Origin of the sequence: Mesorhizobium sp. M1217 (assembly GCF_040318275.1) — a bacterium.
Taxonomy (GTDB): domain Bacteria; phylum Pseudomonadota; class Alphaproteobacteria; order Rhizobiales; family Rhizobiaceae; genus Mesorhizobium.
The window spans coordinates 17031-33370 of the sequence record NZ_JAMYMA010000035.1; the positions used below are offsets into that span (position 1 = coordinate 17031).

General features: G+C 58.1%; 14 protein-coding genes and 2 pseudogenes. 7 read left to right on the top strand and 9 right to left on the bottom strand.

Translation table 11 applies throughout. From position 1 onward, the window contains the following. Positions 1-332: 332 nt before the first annotated feature. From NKH37_RS32960 to NKH37_RS32970, 3 genes are all read right to left on the bottom strand, one after another. Entirely contained in the window at positions 333-1229 is an 897-nt protein-coding gene (locus tag NKH37_RS32960) for an SDR family NAD(P)-dependent oxidoreductase (protein ID WP_353042433.1), read from the bottom strand. 127 nt (positions 1230-1356) lie between these two features. After that, positions 1357-3591: an FAD-dependent oxidoreductase gene (locus NKH37_RS32965; protein ID WP_353042435.1), complete on the bottom strand. Its 2235-nt coding sequence runs from the start codon at positions 3589-3591 to the stop codon at positions 1357-1359. Between the two features lie 46 nt (positions 3592-3637). Continuing rightward, complete coding sequence (locus tag NKH37_RS32970) at positions 3638-4966, bottom strand: aspartate aminotransferase family protein (RefSeq protein WP_352813703.1); 1329 nt, start codon at positions 4964-4966, stop codon at positions 3638-3640. A 391-nt stretch (positions 4967-5357) separates the two neighbouring features. Here NKH37_RS32970 and NKH37_RS32975 point away from each other — a divergent pair, with 391 nt between their 5' ends. Continuing rightward, a complete protein-coding gene (locus NKH37_RS32975) occupies positions 5358-5777 on the top strand; it encodes a type 1 glutamine amidotransferase family protein (RefSeq protein WP_353042439.1) in 420 nt (139 codons plus the stop codon). 99 nt (positions 5778-5876) lie between these two features. On the opposite strand, the pseudogene NKH37_RS32980 reads toward NKH37_RS32975, so the two are convergent. The 3 genes and pseudogenes from NKH37_RS32980 to NKH37_RS32990 all read right to left on the bottom strand — a co-directional run. After that, a pseudogene (locus NKH37_RS32980) lies at positions 5877-6544 on the bottom strand (transposase); the annotation flags it as partial. Between the two features lie 645 nt (positions 6545-7189). Continuing rightward, positions 7190-8290, bottom strand: coding sequence for a serine hydrolase domain-containing protein (locus NKH37_RS32985; protein WP_352813702.1), 1101 nt, complete (start codon positions 8288-8290; stop codon positions 7190-7192). Between the two features lie 334 nt (positions 8291-8624). Further along, complete coding sequence (locus NKH37_RS32990) at positions 8625-9635, bottom strand: MurR/RpiR family transcriptional regulator (RefSeq protein ID WP_353042441.1); 1011 nt, start codon at positions 9633-9635, stop codon at positions 8625-8627. 343 nt (positions 9636-9978) lie between these two features. On the opposite strand from NKH37_RS32990, the gene NKH37_RS32995 reads away from it, so the two are divergent. The 5 genes from NKH37_RS32995 to NKH37_RS33015 all read left to right on the top strand — a co-directional run bounded on the left by NKH37_RS32995 (position 9979) and on the right by NKH37_RS33015 (position 14544). Further along, complete coding sequence (locus NKH37_RS32995; RefSeq protein ID WP_353042443.1) at positions 9979-10758, top strand: enoyl-CoA hydratase/isomerase family protein; 780 nt, start codon at positions 9979-9981, stop codon at positions 10756-10758. 2 nt (positions 10759-10760) lie between these two features. Further along, complete coding sequence (locus NKH37_RS33000; RefSeq protein WP_353042445.1) at positions 10761-12953, top strand: acetate--CoA ligase family protein; 2193 nt, start codon at positions 10761-10763, stop codon at positions 12951-12953. Then, positions 12950-13765, top strand: a complete 816-nt coding sequence (locus NKH37_RS33005; RefSeq protein WP_353042447.1) for an enoyl-CoA hydratase-related protein — start codon at positions 12950-12952, stop codon at positions 13763-13765. Before NKH37_RS33000 ends, NKH37_RS33005 begins: the two co-directional genes overlap by 4 nt. 421 nt (positions 13766-14186) lie before the next feature. After that, a complete protein-coding gene (locus tag NKH37_RS33010; RefSeq protein WP_352813693.1) occupies positions 14187-14339 on the top strand; it encodes a hypothetical protein in 153 nt (50 codons plus the stop codon). Continuing rightward, a complete protein-coding gene (locus tag NKH37_RS33015) occupies positions 14311-14544 on the top strand; it encodes a hypothetical protein (RefSeq protein ID WP_352813691.1) in 234 nt (77 codons plus the stop codon). The genes NKH37_RS33010 and NKH37_RS33015 overlap by 29 nt, the downstream gene beginning before the upstream one ends. Before the next feature lie 162 nt (positions 14545-14706). Here the strand turns inward: NKH37_RS33015 and NKH37_RS33020 are convergent, their stop codons facing one another. From NKH37_RS33020 to NKH37_RS33030, 3 genes and pseudogenes are all read right to left on the bottom strand, one after another. Next, complete coding sequence (locus NKH37_RS33020) at positions 14707-15084, bottom strand: MerR family transcriptional regulator (protein ID WP_353042450.1); 378 nt, start codon at positions 15082-15084, stop codon at positions 14707-14709. Positions 15085-15092: 8 nt separating this feature from the next. Next, on the bottom strand, positions 15093-15719 hold the full coding sequence (locus tag NKH37_RS33025; RefSeq protein WP_353042455.1) for a transposase: 627 nt from the start codon (positions 15717-15719) through the stop codon (positions 15093-15095). A gap of 157 nt (positions 15720-15876) precedes the next feature. Further along, positions 15877-16113: pseudogene (locus NKH37_RS33030) on the bottom strand (recombinase family protein); the annotation flags it as partial. Here NKH37_RS33030 and NKH37_RS33035 point away from each other — a divergent pair. Beyond that, on the top strand, positions 16021-16340 hold a 320-nt coding region (locus tag NKH37_RS33035), incomplete at its 3' end, for a hypothetical protein (RefSeq protein WP_353042457.1). The pseudogene NKH37_RS33030 and the gene NKH37_RS33035 overlap by 93 nt on opposite strands.

Genomic DNA, 16340 nt, shown 5'->3' on the forward strand with positions numbered 1-16340 from the left:
GCTTGAGCTTGGCCGCCGAACTTGTGGGTAATTGAAAGCGTCACCGTGGGGATACACGAAGAGCCAAAGCCGTTCATTTGGAAAGCAGACCCTGACAAACATCATCGCAGCCGTCAGACGTGGGCACCAAGTGTTGGAATCAATGCACTAGGAGGGGCGAGCGGCTGCCTTGCGGTCCCCTCGTCCACCGGTCGGCCCACCATCACCCGTGGATTGAGGACTGCACGAATGAGTTGAGTCCACGCTTATCGGGTACCCCGGCGGCTACACGCGCCATCAGACCTGTGAGCGCTAGTGTTGGAATTGCTTTCCCTTCGAGAGATCGCCGCGGCTCACTCATCAGATGTAAGCGAGCGTCTTGTTATCGTGCCTGAGTCGACCTGATGAGTGTTCGCGTCCGGCACGGTCTGTTTAAAATCCGTACTCAGTGTGTATTGCTCCCACGCCTCCATCTCCCTCAGTACGGCGTCGAGTTTATGACGAACCCTCGCAAGAGCGTCAGAACCGAGAAGGAGGTGCAGTGGCGGGTTCTCGGCCCTCGTGAGGTTGAGTATGGCCTGGGCTGCCAGCTCCGGATCGCCGAGTTGGTGATGATGTACAGCGGCGAGCGTCGACATTGCTTGGCCAACCGATTCGGAATAAGTGGAGTCCTCATTCCTGCTTAAGCGAATTCTGCCAGTCTCTAGGAAATCTGTCCGAAATTGGCCGGGCGCGACCGCCGTCACTTTAATCCCGAAAGGCGCAACCTCGAGTGCCAGAGAGGCCGAGAAGCCTTCAATTGCGTGTTTTGCCGCCGAGTACAGGCTGGCTCCCAAACTCGGTGCACGGCCGGCGACCGAACTCATGTTCACTATGTGGCCACTACCTTGCTGCCTGAGGTACGGCAGGGCGGCTCGCACAATGCGTACCGGGGCAAAAAAATCGACCGCGAAAAGAGTAACCAGTTCTTCATCCGTCGATTCCTCGACCGCGCCCAAAAGGCCAAAGCCGGCATTGTTGACGATCACGTCAATCTTTTCGGCCAGTTCAAACGCTTCATGAACGACGGCCTCGATTGCCTCAGGGTCGGCCATATCGGCTTTCAGAATGTGAACATTTTGATGGTCGGCAATTGACGATGGGGCGCTCGTTCGCACAGTCCCAATTACTCTGTCCCCTGCCTCGATCGCCGCTCTCGCGATAGAAAGGCCAAGACCGCGCGTTACCCCCGTAACCAGCCATGTTCTCATATCGAGGTTTTCTCCATAATTGCTAGCCGCTCACTTTTGATGACGTGAGAGTGGTTCGGTGACCGATTGTTGACGAACAGTTCAGCCGAATCCTGATAATCAGGAGAGTGAAGGAACCTACCGCTCATCAGCGGTCGTTTCTTTCAGAGAAACTCAGCTGGGATAAGGGAACGTGAACGTAAAGGTCATCCCTCTCGACTTCCACTCGATATGTTGTCGCCTTCCCGCACCCTTTGGGTGCGTTAAACGGCGCTCCCGTAACGAAATCAAATTCAGCAAAGTGAATCGGGCAAACGACGCGCCGCCCCTCTAGAAACCCTTCCGAAAGTGAAGCTGTTGCATGGGGACATTGATCTTGAATTGCATAGTATTTTTGTTCCAGAAAGATCAGCGCTAGGTGGCCTGTTTCGTTCATCGGAATTCGTACCATCTGGCCTTCCAGCACTAAGCCGACTTTTCCCACCCAGTGCTTGTTTGTGACCGAATATCTTGTCTTGTCGTCCGCTATATCATCTACGGTTTCAGTGAGTTGGGAGCGCTGATAGAATGTCGATGCATACTGATGGATCTCACGAGGCCGGTTCACCCCAATTGCGAAATTGGCGAACTGCCAAAACGGGAACGGGTGCATACTTTCACTTTGAGGCTCCGAATAGGCTTTAGGGAAGCCGACAATCTGAAGGGTCAGATTGTACTGATCTGACCAGAATCGAGGGCGACCACTTTGTTCGGGAGCCATCCCCATCATAGCGCGCGCGGCTCGACGCGATTGATCGATCGCATTCTGCCAGCTTTCTATTCTGACACCACTTTCTGGAGACGCCAGGTTTTGGCGAGAAACATCGCCAATCGCAAAGACTGATGGATCATCAGTAGCGCCGTTGTAATCGGTTATAATACCATCAGCACACTGAAGGCCCGCTCGCCTCGCGAGATGATCATTCGCATCCATTCCAATGGCAACGACCAGCAAGTCGGCCGAGTCAACTGACTGTTCGCCTCTAGCTTCGACCCTGTCGTGCATCTCCGTGAAGCTCGGCACTTCGCCAAGCCGCAGTTTGACGCCGTGAGACAAATGCTGTTGAGCGAGGTACTCGGCGACTACCTTCGGCAGGACTCGTGAACAAAGGTATGGCTGTCGCCCAAAGAGGGTGACATCTATCGAGGTAGCGCGCGCTGTGGCTGCGATTTCCAATCCGAGCCAACCCGCTCCGACAATGAAGATACTTTTAGAGGCGCTCATCGCGCGACGGAGATTTCGAGCATCTTCCGCGGTGCGAACGGAATGGACACGCCCAAACCCTCTGTTCGTCAGGAGTAGCTTTCTTGCAGTGCCACCCGTCGCTATAACCAGCTTATCATAGGGAATTTCTTTATTGCCGAGCAACTCCACTGTTTTTCTTGTACGATCGATGTGTAAGACGGGCTGGTCAACATGCAAATTTACATCAAGCTCGTTTGAATCATGAGGAGAAAGTACCTGCGTAAGCTTGACCTCATCTGTATCGTCCACCAAGAAATTCTTCGACAAGGGTGGGCGTTCGTAAGGAGGGTACTTTTCATCCCCGAAAACGTCGATTTGCCCATCGGCGCCGATTACTACAATCGAAGATGCACTACTAAGGCTGTACTGGGGAGTCACGCCCGCTCCAACGTACGCGGAGCCATCGCTTACAACGTTACAGTATATTCCGAAATGTTTCTCAAAATCCGACATTAATGTTCTTAACACTCGGCGATCTGCCGGTATTCCAGGTAGTTCGAACGTCGTGAAACTGCAACGTCCGCACTTATCAGACCCCTTGAATACTGCATCGCCGATTTTGAATTCCTGTCCAAGCAGCGCATATTCGGGTAGTTCATAATCATCAAACGTCGGCATGTCTAAGACGATGTTCGGACGAAATCGACGAATGTCGATTTGACTCTCCGGCAAGATTCGCTGAAGGCGTTCGATCGCTTGTACACTCACGAGGTGTATGGGATTCATCTTATAGCGGGATTGGGCTAAACGCCCCTGAATGTCAGTTCCGTATCTTACAATACTAACAGACCTGCCGAATAGATCTGCTAATAAAGCTTGGAGGTTGGGGCTATCGGCGCGAAACCATTCTCTGCCGTCGAGTGACAAAGAAAGTTCTGTTCGAGTGTCGAGCTGTGCGAAAAGCATAGGAGGCGTTAAAGAGGCTCCTTTCGCCGAAGGAGAAATCGGATCTCCAGTCTCGGTCTCGTAAAGCCCGAACAGCCGATCCCCGTCAGCCCCGGAAGATCCTAATTTCAATTCTTGCACACGTTGGCCGGCCAGTGAGCTTACTGGGTATCGCCAAAGAGAGGCGACAGAGCCAAAAGAATGAATTAGCACTCGTCCTCTCCCAGTTGAGCTGGGGCGCGGAAAGCGCCTTTTTCGACTAGGCGTCTAGTACAGCATCGATCGTGTCGCCCAGGACGGCCACGATGGTCTCCACGTCTTCATCGCTCGCTATGAGTGGCGGACAAATAATGACGTGATCGCCCACACGCCCGTCAACCGTGCCGGTCAAAGCATATGTTATCAGGCCTCGCGAAAGCGCCTCTTCATAAATTTTCGCTCCAAGATTACGCGAAGGGGAGAATGGGGCTTTTGTCTCGCGGTCCTCGACGAGCTCCAGCGTCATCATCAATCCACGTCCGCGAATATCTCCGACGCTGGAATGCTGACCAAACCTTTTCTGAAGCAGCGAGCCCAGATGAGCTCCTGTTTTCTTCACACCTTCGATAAACCCGGGCGCCCGTATGAATTTTTGTGCGGCGACTGCGGCAGCACACGCGGTCGCGTGTCCCGAATACGTGTACCCTCCTTTGAATGACCCAGAGCCTCCGACAATCGCGTCGTAAACCTTCTGATGGATCAAAGTTGCAGCGAGGGGCTGATATCCACCCGCGATCCCTTTTGCCAAAGTGAGAAAATCCGGCGCAACCCCTTCTTGTTCACATGCATGGAGACTTCCTGTTCGACCAAGCCCGCATAGAACCTCGTCCATGATGAGGAATACGCCGTACTTGTCGCAAATCTCGCGGATGCGTCTGAAGTAGCCGGGAACCGGCGGAGTTGGTCCTGATGTTGTGCCTACGACCGTTTCTGCGATGAAGGCCATGACAGTTCCTGCTCCCAGACCCAATATCGCTTGTTCCAGCTCGTTGGCTACACGCAGGCCATATTGCTCGGAAGTCTCGCCTTCGTATCGACCGCGATATTCATAGCAAGGGGAAATGTGGAAAACTTCGGGAAGAATGTCTTCAAAAGGAGCACGGCGTGCGACGCTATAACCAACACCGAGGCCGGTGAGACCCGCGCCGTGATAGCTGTTGCGCCGACCAATAACTTTAGTTCGATTTGGTTGGCCGGTCTCCATGAAATACTGCCTGCACATCATAAGCGCCGTTTCGACAGCCTCCGAACCGCTATTAGAAAAGAAAGCACGCGTAAGACCGCTGGGTGCATCCGATATCAGTATTGAAGCCAGTTCTTCGAGAGGCTCCGAAGTGAACATACCGCCATGGAAAAATGCCATCTGACCCACTTGGTCTTGGATGGCCTTGATTATCTCTAGGTGGCTATGCCCCAGATTGGACACGCTCGCTCCACCTGCATAGCTATCAAGGTACCGATTACCGTCCTTGTCGATGATGTACATACCTTCGCCCCGCACAGCGGTTGGCATGCTGCGCTTCGGAACTCTGTGGAATACGCTTGACATAGCTATCTCTATCGCTCCCGGTTTATTCGATCGAGAAGCCATCGATTATTCTGAGCGGTTAAGGACGTCAAACTCCGTCTTCCCTTCCAGTCTATGGGCCACAGTTCGACGTGCGCGGCCCGTGCAGCATTGTTCCGAGCATTCACGAGCACCTCCCCTTTAAGAAGGCGGAAGCTAACATTCTGGTTTCATTATATTATTTTGCCACAATGCAATGTGTTTCATTTGGGCGACATGTGATTATTACAAGCCCAGGGCAGCCTCTGATATATTCACCGTTTATACCAGTCGCGATCTTTTCCGAGTGCGCGTCCATTTGCTTCGAGTGTGCCAAACCCGACAGATCGTAAAACTGCCGCTCGGCAGGCCGACCGGGGAAGCTGATTACTCCTTGGCCGCACCGCTGACGGTATGCGAGGCCCATTCCCACACCTTCTCGCTGCCTGCCGGCGCCACGCATCTCGCCTCAAGCTCTGCCTTTAAGAATCAGGCCTTCCGCTATGGTCGTAATGCCTACGCGGTGCAGTCCCATCCGGAAGTCACCATCGAGGAATTCCGCCGTTGGCAGGACGAGTCATCGACGCGCTACGGTAGGCCCGGCACGCAGACCCGGGAGGAACAGCAGATTCTGATGTATCGGCACGATGCGGCGCAGGCTGCCTGGTTCTACGGGTTCATGAAGAGGCTGTTCGGGCGAGAGGGGGATATCTGGCACGGCGACGTTTTTCCCTTCACACCACGACCGAGCTCGAGAGCACCGAAAGGTGATCCCGAGAGCGGGAACGGGGCGATAGAGGCTGCGACTTATTAGTCGGCCCTGAATAATGGCTTAGGCGTTGATATTCTGAACGCGTGAAGATGGTGGAAGCATCCGATTTGGCCGTTCTAGGCTGGAGTGCTTGCAGGCACCAGCAAGCCAAAGAGCGAGAACCGTGAGGATCAGGCGCACATTTTGGCCTGCGGCGACGAGCAGCACATTGATCGCATCGCCATCATGGCCGAAGAGGAAGTTGCGGTCCAGTCGGCCGCGTAGATGCGGTCCGGATCGACGCCGCCGATCTCCACCGCCTGATCAACGGTTGCTGCGAGCGTGTGGCCATCATACGGATTGTCCTCGAATGGCTTGGCCGCCAGCACGAGGCCTTCGCGGTTGGTTTGCCGCGATCCCGACCTTGCAGCCGAATTCGTAAGGGTTGCGGGCTTTGCCCTTCGAGATGCAGACCACCTCGGGCGGGTGCAGGGAGTAGATCTTGTTCCTGTCCTTCGGCTTCTGCGCCAAGAGCCGCTCGACGAGCCCGAGCAACTGGGCAAATCTGGCCTCGAGTTCGGCATTGCCGACGATCTTGCGGCCGACTTCGAGGAACACCCGGCCGAGATAGGTGAGAAGGCGCTTGAGTTCGCGACGCATCCGGCGGAACTGCCGGGCATGCGCATAGCGACCCGCCCGAACTCGAAGCCCTAGAAAAATTGCCAATACGGGCTCTCAACCCAACGTTCCACAACTTCTTCGTCGGACAGGTCGTGGACGTGCTTGAGGTAATGCAGACCGACCATCAGCCGGGTCGGCTTGGCCGGCCTCGACGGGATCAAAGGTGGTTTCCGGCATTGTACGCCTCGTGCTCGATGAAGTGCGCGGTCTGCTGGTGAGGCGGCACTTGATCGCGCGAAGGCAAGCCGTCAGCAAGGCTTCAACACGGATCTGATCTTCCAGAAGGCTTGAGATCTCCACCGGCGGAGTACTGCTCCCGCTTTAACGACTAACCACCGGGCGTGGTCAGTTCCACTCCCGGTCAGACCTAAAGCATACACCATGCGGCCCCAATCCGCCGCCGACACCAATAGGTGTGCCGTATGTGCCGTCGACACGCCAACACCCGGCACCGATTGCAAGACCCATCTTGCCTATCAGACTCCGCCTGGGGTGGCGTAGGTCCTGGGAGTCCCAATTCCGCTACAAGCTAATCAAATCCGGAACGACGGTGCCAAGGATGGTGCAGTGGCCCATCGACGCGGATGACGAAATGGCTTCGGGCATCGTATGATGAGCAGTAATCGATGCGCCCGTCCGAATTGTCGTGCGGTCAGCGCCAACGGCTCGGCAATGAATGCGCCCCGGCACTCAAGCCCACGCACATTATCGGTGGATGGCATCGCCTACGTCTTCATCTCGCTCTTTGAGTAGTCTCGTTGCACGCTTGTCGTGGGAACCCCGGATCAAGTCGCCTATTTCACGATTGCGCTCTCCACAAGCTTCTTGAACTCCGGGGGCGTTGCGTTCCCCGTCTGTTGCGACTGCGTCAAGTAGAGGCCAATCAGGTCATGCGCCCTATCAACCCAGGATAAAGTGCCTTGGAACCCCCCGTGCCCAAAAACGTGATCGCCGAAAACCTCCCACTGGAGACCGTACTCTTTGGACACGGGGCTTGGGCTCGTCGCAAGTCTGATGGTCTCCTCCGACAGCAGGCGGCGATCGCCGAAGCGCCCACCGTGCAGCATCATGGACAAGAACTTCGCGTAGTCGATCGCCGACGCGAAAAGGCCGCCGGAAGCGCGGAAAAACGGGACTTCCTCCGGTTGCATGTTATCCCAGGACTTTGCCCAGGGGCCACTCTCGCCGTTCTGCCTGCGGTAGCTGGCGGCCACACGCCCTGCACGTGGATCGTTCGGCTGGAGCTTGAAGTCTAAAAAAGAGTCGCCCATTCGAAGCGGCTCCAAAATTCTCGTCTTGATAAAGTTTTCGGCAGGCATTCCCGAGACCTCGGCGGTTATGGCGCCAAGAGTGCTCGAGCCCGGATCGCTGTATTCGTACCGCGTGCCCGGGGGATGTTCAGGCCCTTTCCGTCCGACCTCGTCAACCGCCTCCCGCAGTGAAGCGTACTGCGTGGTCCCGATACTCTCAACGATCGAGCCGGTAATTCCAGAGCTGTGAGTGAGAAGCTGATAGATCGTAATGTCGCGCGAACGCTCATTATCAAAAGCCGGGAGATATGCGGACACCCTGTCCTGGAGGGTCAGCCGCCCCTCCTCCTTCAACATCAGGACGGCCGTGCCGACGAGCGGCTTCGTCATTGAGCGCATCATAAAGATCGTGTCAGTTTTCATTGGGATCTGGCGCTCTCGGTCACTCCAGCCGATCGGCTCGTGCAACACGATTCGATTCCCCCGGATCACCAGCATGACCGCGCCAATGATACGGCCCTCGTCCACCCATGCATGAGCAGTCTCGACGGCATGCCTAAGGGGTAGCGGCGACATGCCCACGCTTTCGGGCGACGCGGGCGAGAAAGGCTCATTCGATTCGTACAGGATGGTTTCAAATCTCATTACGTTCTCCACAATTGTCGAAGCAGCGGTGCATCCGCGGTCCCGATTCTCCACCAGCTCCGACGCGTCAATTGATGCACGTCTATGAAAATGAGTCAAATGTTTCATACCGGCCCCTGATGCCACTGAACTACGTGGTGGTGGGGTTCCTTTGCGCTTGAGCGCAGCCAGCTCGGCCAATTAGGAATGGGTCAGGGCGAGGCCCCCAAGCCGGCACTGTTGTGGAGCACGGTGCCCGACCGGTGGAGCCGACGATGGCTCCGACGGAATCTTCTAAAGCGTGCGGCGATTTAAGGTTTCAGGCCTGAACGAATCCGCTGACGGTCGACCAGTACTACTTCGACGCCGGCAACGGCTTCTCGGCCGTGGTCTCGCTCGAGGAACGCTCTGGCACGGCTGGCATCGCTTTGCGTCCCTTGCCATCTATTTTCTTTGTAGGAGAGGTCGAACGAGACGAGCGGGCTTTTTTAGTCCAGGTTCTCGATCTCAAGTGGGTGCTGAAATCCGCAAGATGAGCATCAAACCAGAGTAGGGACTCACGCGCGGCGTCCGCACCCTGCCCGGCGATCAGCGCGCCCAGCACCTCAGCGACCGCGAACGCCGGAGTCATCGTGTGGAAAAACGACGGACTCTTCGTCTGGACTAGAATGACATCGTCGGCCACTCGGGCCAGCGGGGCAACCTCGCTGTCGGTGATCGCGACGATCGGAATGCCATGCCGATGCGCATACTCAGCGATTTCGACCGTGACGCGCGTGTAGGGGAACACGCTTGTCGCGAAGAGCACGTCGTTGCGGGAGGCACGGGCCAATGCGTCCGAACCGGTGCCGCCGACCGCATCGAGCATAACCGACTTTTCCCTGATCATCGAAAGAATATAGTGCAGATGCCAAGCAGTTGCGTGGCTCGACCTCAATCCGACGCAATAGATGCACTTGGCAGCTGCAAGGCGTCTTGCTGTTGATACTATCGCGTCAAGTTGAGACTCGGCCAGATGGACAATCTCGGCCGCTTGAGCCCGGAGAATTTCGCGCGCAAGGCCATGATCGCCTTTACGTTTTTGAGCGATCGCTTGTACATCGGCCTTTCCGGCGAATCCGACGTCGCCGCTGCGAACGGCGTCAGCATAGATTTCGCGAAGCTCGTCGTAACCTGTGAGGCCAAGATGCTTGGCCAGTCGCGTCATGGTAGCCGGCTGGACCCCGGCCAGACGCGCCTGGTCCCGCATCGACAACAGCGCGACGTCATGTGGTTGGTCGATAATATAGCGCGCCGCCAATTGGAACTGCTCCGACATTGCGTCGAAACCGGTGATCAATCGCTCCGAAAGAGGTCCGTCAGCCATGCCCCTACCTAGCGCAGCGTCATAGCCGGCGCAACATATGTTACATTTCTGGACCAGGCTGCTTCTCACTGCCCTGAGCCCCCTGTTTCTTCTTCAAAGTCGAAGTTCTGGGGTCTGCTCGCGGCAAACCACCTGTTGACGCGATGAAACGCAGGCGACACGGATTCGGTAGGAGCTCACCCCGTGGCACGCAGCTCCCCGCCGGTGTCTTGCCCCCTCTCGCGATCCAATATGATCCATGCAGCGCACAGGTTCAATCCTGAAACAAATGTTGCAAATCAAATCGCCTCTGTTATCCTGCCCGCAATTACCATCCCATCAGCGGGGTTATAGGAAGGACATGATGTTTGAAACGGTTGCCTACGAAATCCAGGACAGTATCGCCGAGATTCGTCTAAATCGTCCGCACCGCCTGAACGCAGTGGTCCAGAAATTATACGACGAAGTCCTGGTAGCTCTCGATCAGGCTGAAAGAGACAAAAACGTGCGCGTCATTGTCCTGACCGGAGAAGGGCGGGCGTTTTGTGTTGGCGCCGATTTGAAGGAACACAAGGCCGGTCGCACGGCCTTCGATAGACGACAATATCTGATGAGCGAACAAAAGGTATGTAGACGTCTGGTCTCACACCCGAAGCCGGTCATTGCCGCCGTGAACGGCTTTGCGCTTGGCGCCGGTGCCGAGATGGCTCTCGCTTGCGATTTTATGGTCATGGCCGCCTCGGCGCGGATCGGATTTCCCGAAATCGGCCTTGGCGCATTCCTGGGCGGCGGGGTCACACACATCCTTCCGCGACTTGTTGGCCTTGCAAAGGCGCGTGAGCTGCTCTTCCTGGGCCGGCAGATCGATGGAGGGGAAGCGGTCCGGATCGGGCTGGCCTCAAACTGTATCCCCGACGAGGAGTTCGCTGAACGAATACGCACCCTGGCAAGCGAACTATCAAAAAAGGCGCCATTCTCAATGCAGCTTGCGAAAGAGCAGTTGGCGTCCGCCGCTGACGGCCCGTTCGAAGCTGCGCTTGCCGCCGAGCTTGAGGGCATGATGTTTTGTTCGACAACGCGGGATTGGCAGGAAGGTGTCGACGCCTTCGCCGAGAAGCGTTTGCCGGTCTTCCGGGGAGAATGATGATGTCGTCGAACGAACTGATCGACATTCTATCCCCAAACTCCATCGCGATCATCGGCGCATCCAAGAATCCGGCCAAGCGCGGATATCGGTCGCTAAGGAAACTCCTGGATGACGGCTATTCGGGAGCAATCTATCCGATTAATCCGAAGGAAAGTGAAATCTGCGGCATTAGGTGTCTGCCCGATCTGGGCAGCCTGCCGGGGCCCGTCGACCTTGCGCTGGTCTGCACTCCCGCGGCGACGGTTGCTTCAGTCATCACCGAATGCGCCGCAAAAGGAGTGCGGGGTGCAGTGGTTCTGGCGGGTGGCTTTGGAGAGGCTGGAGACGGCGGCAAGCAGCTCCAGGATGCAGTGCTAGCCGCTGCGCGCGCTGGCGGGGTGAGGATCATCGGGCCAAACACCTCGGGCATGTTCAATACTCACAAAGCCTGCAATCTCGTCGGCTTTTCGGACTTGCGGAAGGGTAGCATCGGCCTTTTGTCTCAATCCGGCAACATGGCTCTGTCGCTCGTCACGGAAGCTCAAGCCAACGGGCATGTAGGTTTGAGCACTTATGTGGGCGTAGGTAACGAGGTAGATATCCTCTTCGATGAGTACCTCGACTACTTTGCGGCCGATCCCAACACCAACGTGGTGATCGCCTACGTTGAAGGACTAAAAGACGGCCGCCGCTTTTTAAAGGCCTTGAGGCGTATCTCGCCAGAGAAACCAGTTGTCATCTACAAATCGGGTCGGACTTGTGCCGGACGCGATTCCGCGAAGTCTCATACCGGCGCTTTGGCTGGCGAATATGGGGTCAGCGAGGGCGTGCTGAGGCAAGCCGGCGCAATCCTTGCACATCGGTCCGATGAGATCCTGCCGATCGCGGAGGCGCTATCGCTGCTGCCCCCCCTGCGTTCGCGCCGCCTCGCCATCCTAGCGGATGGTGGAGGCCACGCGACAATTGCTGCCGACGCATTGTGCGAGCGCGGGTTGGTGCTCGCTCCCTTGAGCGAAGACACGCGGCGGCGGCTTGCGACGGTGCTCCCTCCGGCCGCATCGGTTGCCAATCCAGTCGACGTTGGCGGAGGCACGGACACGGATCCGTCGGTGTTCGCTGCTTGCGCCGAGATTCTGTTGCAGGATTCGATGGTGGATGGACTTCTGATATCCGGTCTCTACGGCGGCTACGCGGTCCGTTTCTCAGAAGACCTGCTCGCCGCAGAAATCGATGCCACGAACCTCATCGGCGCAATGCCGCGACGGCTAGGCAAGCCCGTGGTCGTTCACAGCCTGTACAGTGCGCTTCAGGCAGATCAGCGGCCGTTACCACTCCTGGAGATGCGGCGAGCCGGCATCCCCGTGCACAGCTCTCTGGAAACGGCCGTGCTGTGCATGCAGGCTCTGGCGGAATACGGTGAGGTGGGCGGCGCCTTTTCAGCGTCGCGGCCAAAACGAGCAGGGAACGGCGGAGAATTCGAGCAGGTTCTTGCGCGCTGTAGGGCTGAGGGCAGGCGCGTAGTTTTGGAGCATGAGGGGCGAGTGAGCCTGCACGATTTCGGCCTGGACCTCGCTCCGGCTTTGCTGGCTCTCGATGAAAAGGAGGCCGAAGAGGCTTTTCTCCGTCTCGGCGCACAGCCGGTGGCATTGAAAATCGTATCTCGCGATATCCTGCACAAGACGGAGGCGGGCGGCGTCCGTCTTAACGTTCTCGACGTCGCATCGGTGCGCAGTGGCTTCCTTGAGATTGTCGCCAATGCAAAGGCTGCGGTAACCAATGCAAACATTGCAGGCGTCCTCATCACTCCGATGGCAGCCAAGGGAGGCGTCGAGGTCATCGTCGGCGTCGTGCGCGATGCCACGTACGGTCCCATCATGATGTTCGGACTGGGCGGAGTCCTCGTCGAAGTTCTTAGGGATGTGGTGTTCCGCGCGCTTCCGATCTCACGAAACGATGCCTTCACGATGTTGGGCGAAATTAAGGCGCAAGCGATTCTCGATGGCGTGCGCGGGGGAGCGCCCGTTGATCGAGACGCGCTTGCAGGTTTCATGGTGAGTATCTCGGATTTGGTTGAAGCCTTCCCGGAAATCGACGAACTCGACCTCAATCCCATCCATGCCTATCCCGACGGTCTTGCCGTCTTGGATGTTCGCATCCTTATCACCGCGTCCTCCACAACGCGGTCAGTAGAGAAGCAAGGGATTGAAGCATGACCGATCTGCCGAAACTCATAGACTCGAAACTTGAGGTTAGCGACCGCGTCGCTATGCTCGTGCTTGACCGCGACGACGTCCGCAACGAACTGACCGGGACGGCCCTGATCGACGATATCGTGCGGACCGTCGACTGGATCAATGGTGGGGCGGCCGTCTCGGTATTGGTTTTGACGGGAGCTGGCAAGGCATTTTCCGCCGGCGGCAATGTAAAGGACATGCGGGACCGTAAAGGAAGCTTCGCTGGTGACGCCTTTGAGGTGCAGGAACGCTATCGCCGCGGCATCCAACGAATTGCGCTTGCCATGCACCGGCTCGAGGTCCCCGTCATTTCTGCGGTCAATGGCGCGGCAATCGGGGCTGGTTTCGATCTGGCGACCATGTGCGACATCCGGGTTGCGGCTGAGGACGCGGTATTCGGCTCCACGTTCATCAATCTTGGCATCGTACCGGGAGATGGCGGTGCCTGGCTCCTGCAGGATCTGCTCGGTCCTCAAAGGGCGGCGGAGCTGATCTTCACTGGGCGTCTGGTGCGCGCCGAGGAGGCTCTACGACTGGGGATCGTACTTGAGATCGCGGCAGCGCCCGAATTGCAGTCGCGAGCACTGCAGCTTGCTGCAAGCATTTCAGGAAAACCTCCTCAGGCACTTCGACTCGCAAAACGGCTTCTGAAGGCAGCGCGGCGATTGGACCTGCCTGATTTTCTCGATCTCTGCGCGGTGTTTCAGGGCATGTGCCACAATACACAGGACCATGTTGAAGCGGTCGGAGCCTTCCTGGACAAACGTCCTGCCCACTTCCAGGGGCGCTAACTGCCGCCGTTATCATTTGCGTAGCGTGCAATCAGTGCCGCTCGAAGCAGTTTTAAGATTGCGTCGACCTCTCGCGACCACTGTCGTGAGATTCAATGCCCCTGAGTCTCAATTCACCTGCAGCGGCTGAGAGTTTCTCGAAACTGACATGCAGGCGCCGATTGCATCCAAGCGCCTATAGTCGGCGCCAAGCGTGTGGCGCTTGAGCTCGGAGACTAACGCCGGACCTGCCTGATAGACGATTGAGACACCGCCGCCGGCCTTTCCTGGCCGCCGCCGGCCTTTCCTGGCCGTTGCCGGCGGAGCTGACGGACGATGTTCTCGAACATCGGCTCTTCTCCCTCAGGGCGTCAAACAAGGGATACGCCGACGCACCGAGCCTGACTGGGGGGCGCTGGCCGTCGAACTGAAGAAGCCGGGCGTGACGCTGTCGATCCTGTGGGAGGAGTATCGGGCGGTTCATCCTGAAGGCTGCGCGTACAGCCGTTTTTGTGATCTCTTTAGAGGCTTCGAGCGGCGGCTGACGCCAACGATGCGCCAGGTGCATGTCGCCGGAGACAAGGTGTTCGTATGACTATTCCGGCAAGAAGCTGCCGATCGCGGACCGCAAGACCGGGGAGATCCGCGAGGCCGAGATCTTTCTCGGGGTGCTCGGCGCGTCGAGCTACACCTTCGCCGAGGCGACCTGGAGCCAGACCCTGCCGGACTGGATTGGCTCGCATGTGCGCATGTTCCGCTTTTTTGGCGGCGTCCCGCGCCTAATTGTTCCGACATTCTGAAGTCTGGCGTGAATCGGTCGAGCTTCTACGACCCCGAGATCATCGCAGCTTCGGCATGATGGCTTCGCACTACGGTGTCGGCGTTCTGCCGGCGCGACCGAACCGACCGAAGGATAAGGAGCAGGCATCACAATGCACCCTGTTGGAGTTGTTGAGCGACAATTAATCTGGGCGGACGACCACCATATCGACTGCCGGTGCCTTTTTCGAGTCTGACGTTGCCGGCGGTTCGTACAGGTGTCGATGGTTGGTGGCGTATCGATGGCGCTTGAGAATGCCCTTTCGCCCGAGTTGGTGAACAGTCGAGGCGCACACGCCGAGCTGCTGGGCTACTTCCTCGCCGGTGAGCATACCGCTCTCCCGCAGCCGTTCGTACCGGCTCTTCAATCCATAGGTGCGGCGCACGAGCATGACCTTCTTCAGCGTGAAGGGTTCGCCGCGCCAGTTGCGATGCCCGAGTTCATTGAGGCGGGCGGCGATCTGCTGGTCGTTGGCGGTCTCCAGCAGCTCATTCATCAACGCCACGACCTGTGCCGGCATCTTGCGTATCACTGACATGGGCCGGGTCTGGTCACCGACAGGCTCTGCGTGCGACCGCCGCGCCAGCGGATATGGATGTTGACCTGCTCGTCGACGAGCAGCGTCACGTCTTCAATGAGAAGGCCGAGCATGCGCTTGCGTTCGACGGCACCGGCGCGCTCGTCGTTCCAGATGCGCGGGAAATCGGCGGCCAGCGCCCTGATGCGCTTCTGTGCTGGCTCGTCCAGCAGCGAGCGGTCGGCCTCGTTCTGGCGCTCGTGCTCGCGCTGGAGCGCGTCGAGGTCGCGCAGCCGTGCGTTCCAGTCGGCTTCCAGCGCGTCGGCGACCAGGCGATTGTCGGGATCGACCTTCAGGTAGCGCCGGCGGGCTAGTTCAGCCTCATACCGGGCGCGTTGCAGCTGCGTGCCGCGCAGCGCCGCGGCCTGCTCCACGCGCTGGGTGATCTCCTGCTGCACGGCGAGCGCGACATCGATCGCTGCCGGCGCCATCGCCTCCAACAGGAGCGCGCTCACCGCCTCGTCGACCGGAGCGCCGCGCACCCATTGGCAGTGCTTGCCGGCGTGTCGCACGACCGCTTCGTTGCAGACATAATACGGGCGCAGGCGCCCCTCGAACGGCTCGTAGTGAACCCGCATGCGTGCACCGGCAGCGGCCGCACAACAGCCGCCCCTGCAACAGACCGCTGCCCTGGCGGGGCATGCGTCCGCGCAGGCCGGGTGAAAAGCCAGTGGCGTTCTGTTCCAGGGCTGTCTGATTGCGCTCGTACTCGGCCCAGGAAATGTAGCCCTCGTGGGCTTCGGGTATAAGCACCTGCCAATCGGATCTCGCCACGCGCAGTTGCACGGATTTGAGCTTGGCATTGTAGGCTGTGCGCGTGCGCCCATAGGCAAACGCGCCGGCATAACGCGGGTTGTGCAGAATCTGGAGCACGCAGGAATGGTCGATGTCGCTCCACAGGACGTCGCCCTTGCCGATGCCGCGGCGGATACGCCGGGGAAAGAGGATCTTCTCGCCCCGCAGGCGGCGCACGACGGCGCAGGCCGAGCCGGTCTCGCGGAAGGTATCGAACAGGAGCCGCACCGTGTCCTGGATCTGTCGGTCGGGATCGAGCACGACCCGCGCGTCAGGGGTATAGACCAACCCGATCGGCAACGGCATCTCGAGCTCGCCGCGGCGCGCCTTGTTGAGAATGCCGCCTTGCAGCCGCGACTTCAGGATGTGCAGTTCGGCCTCGCTCATCGTGCCCTTCAGCCCGA

Bases quoted from the DNA above. Each gene is read 5' to 3' on its own strand.
- NKH37_RS32960 (WP_353042433.1), bottom strand. From the start codon at position 1,229: ATGAGAACATGGCTGGTTACGGGGGTAACGCGCGGTCTTGGCCTTTCT.
- NKH37_RS32970 (WP_352813703.1), bottom strand. From the start codon at position 4,966: ATGTCAAGCGTATTCCACAGAGTTCCGAAGCGCAGCATGCCAACCGCT.
- NKH37_RS32985 (WP_352813702.1), bottom strand. From the start codon at position 8,290: ATGAGATTTGAAACCATCCTGTACGAATCGAATGAGCCTTTCTCGCCC.
- NKH37_RS32990 (WP_353042441.1), bottom strand. From the start codon at position 9,635: ATGGCTGACGGACCTCTTTCGGAGCGATTGATCACCGGTTTCGACGCA.
- NKH37_RS32995 (WP_353042443.1), top strand. From the start codon at position 9,979: ATGTTTGAAACGGTTGCCTACGAAATCCAGGACAGTATCGCCGAGATT.
- NKH37_RS33000 (WP_353042445.1), top strand. From the start codon at position 10,761: ATGTCGTCGAACGAACTGATCGACATTCTATCCCCAAACTCCATCGCG.
- NKH37_RS33005 (WP_353042447.1), top strand. From the start codon at position 12,950: ATGACCGATCTGCCGAAACTCATAGACTCGAAACTTGAGGTTAGCGAC.
- NKH37_RS33015 (WP_352813691.1), top strand. From the start codon at position 14,311: ATGTCGCCGGAGACAAGGTGTTCGTATGACTATTCCGGCAAGAAGCTG.
- NKH37_RS33020 (WP_353042450.1), bottom strand. From the start codon at position 15,084: ATGCCGGCACAGGTCGTGGCGTTGATGAATGAGCTGCTGGAGACCGCC.
- NKH37_RS33025 (WP_353042455.1), bottom strand. From the start codon at position 15,719: ATGCGGGTTCACTACGAGCCGTTCGAGGGGCGCCTGCGCCCGTATTAT.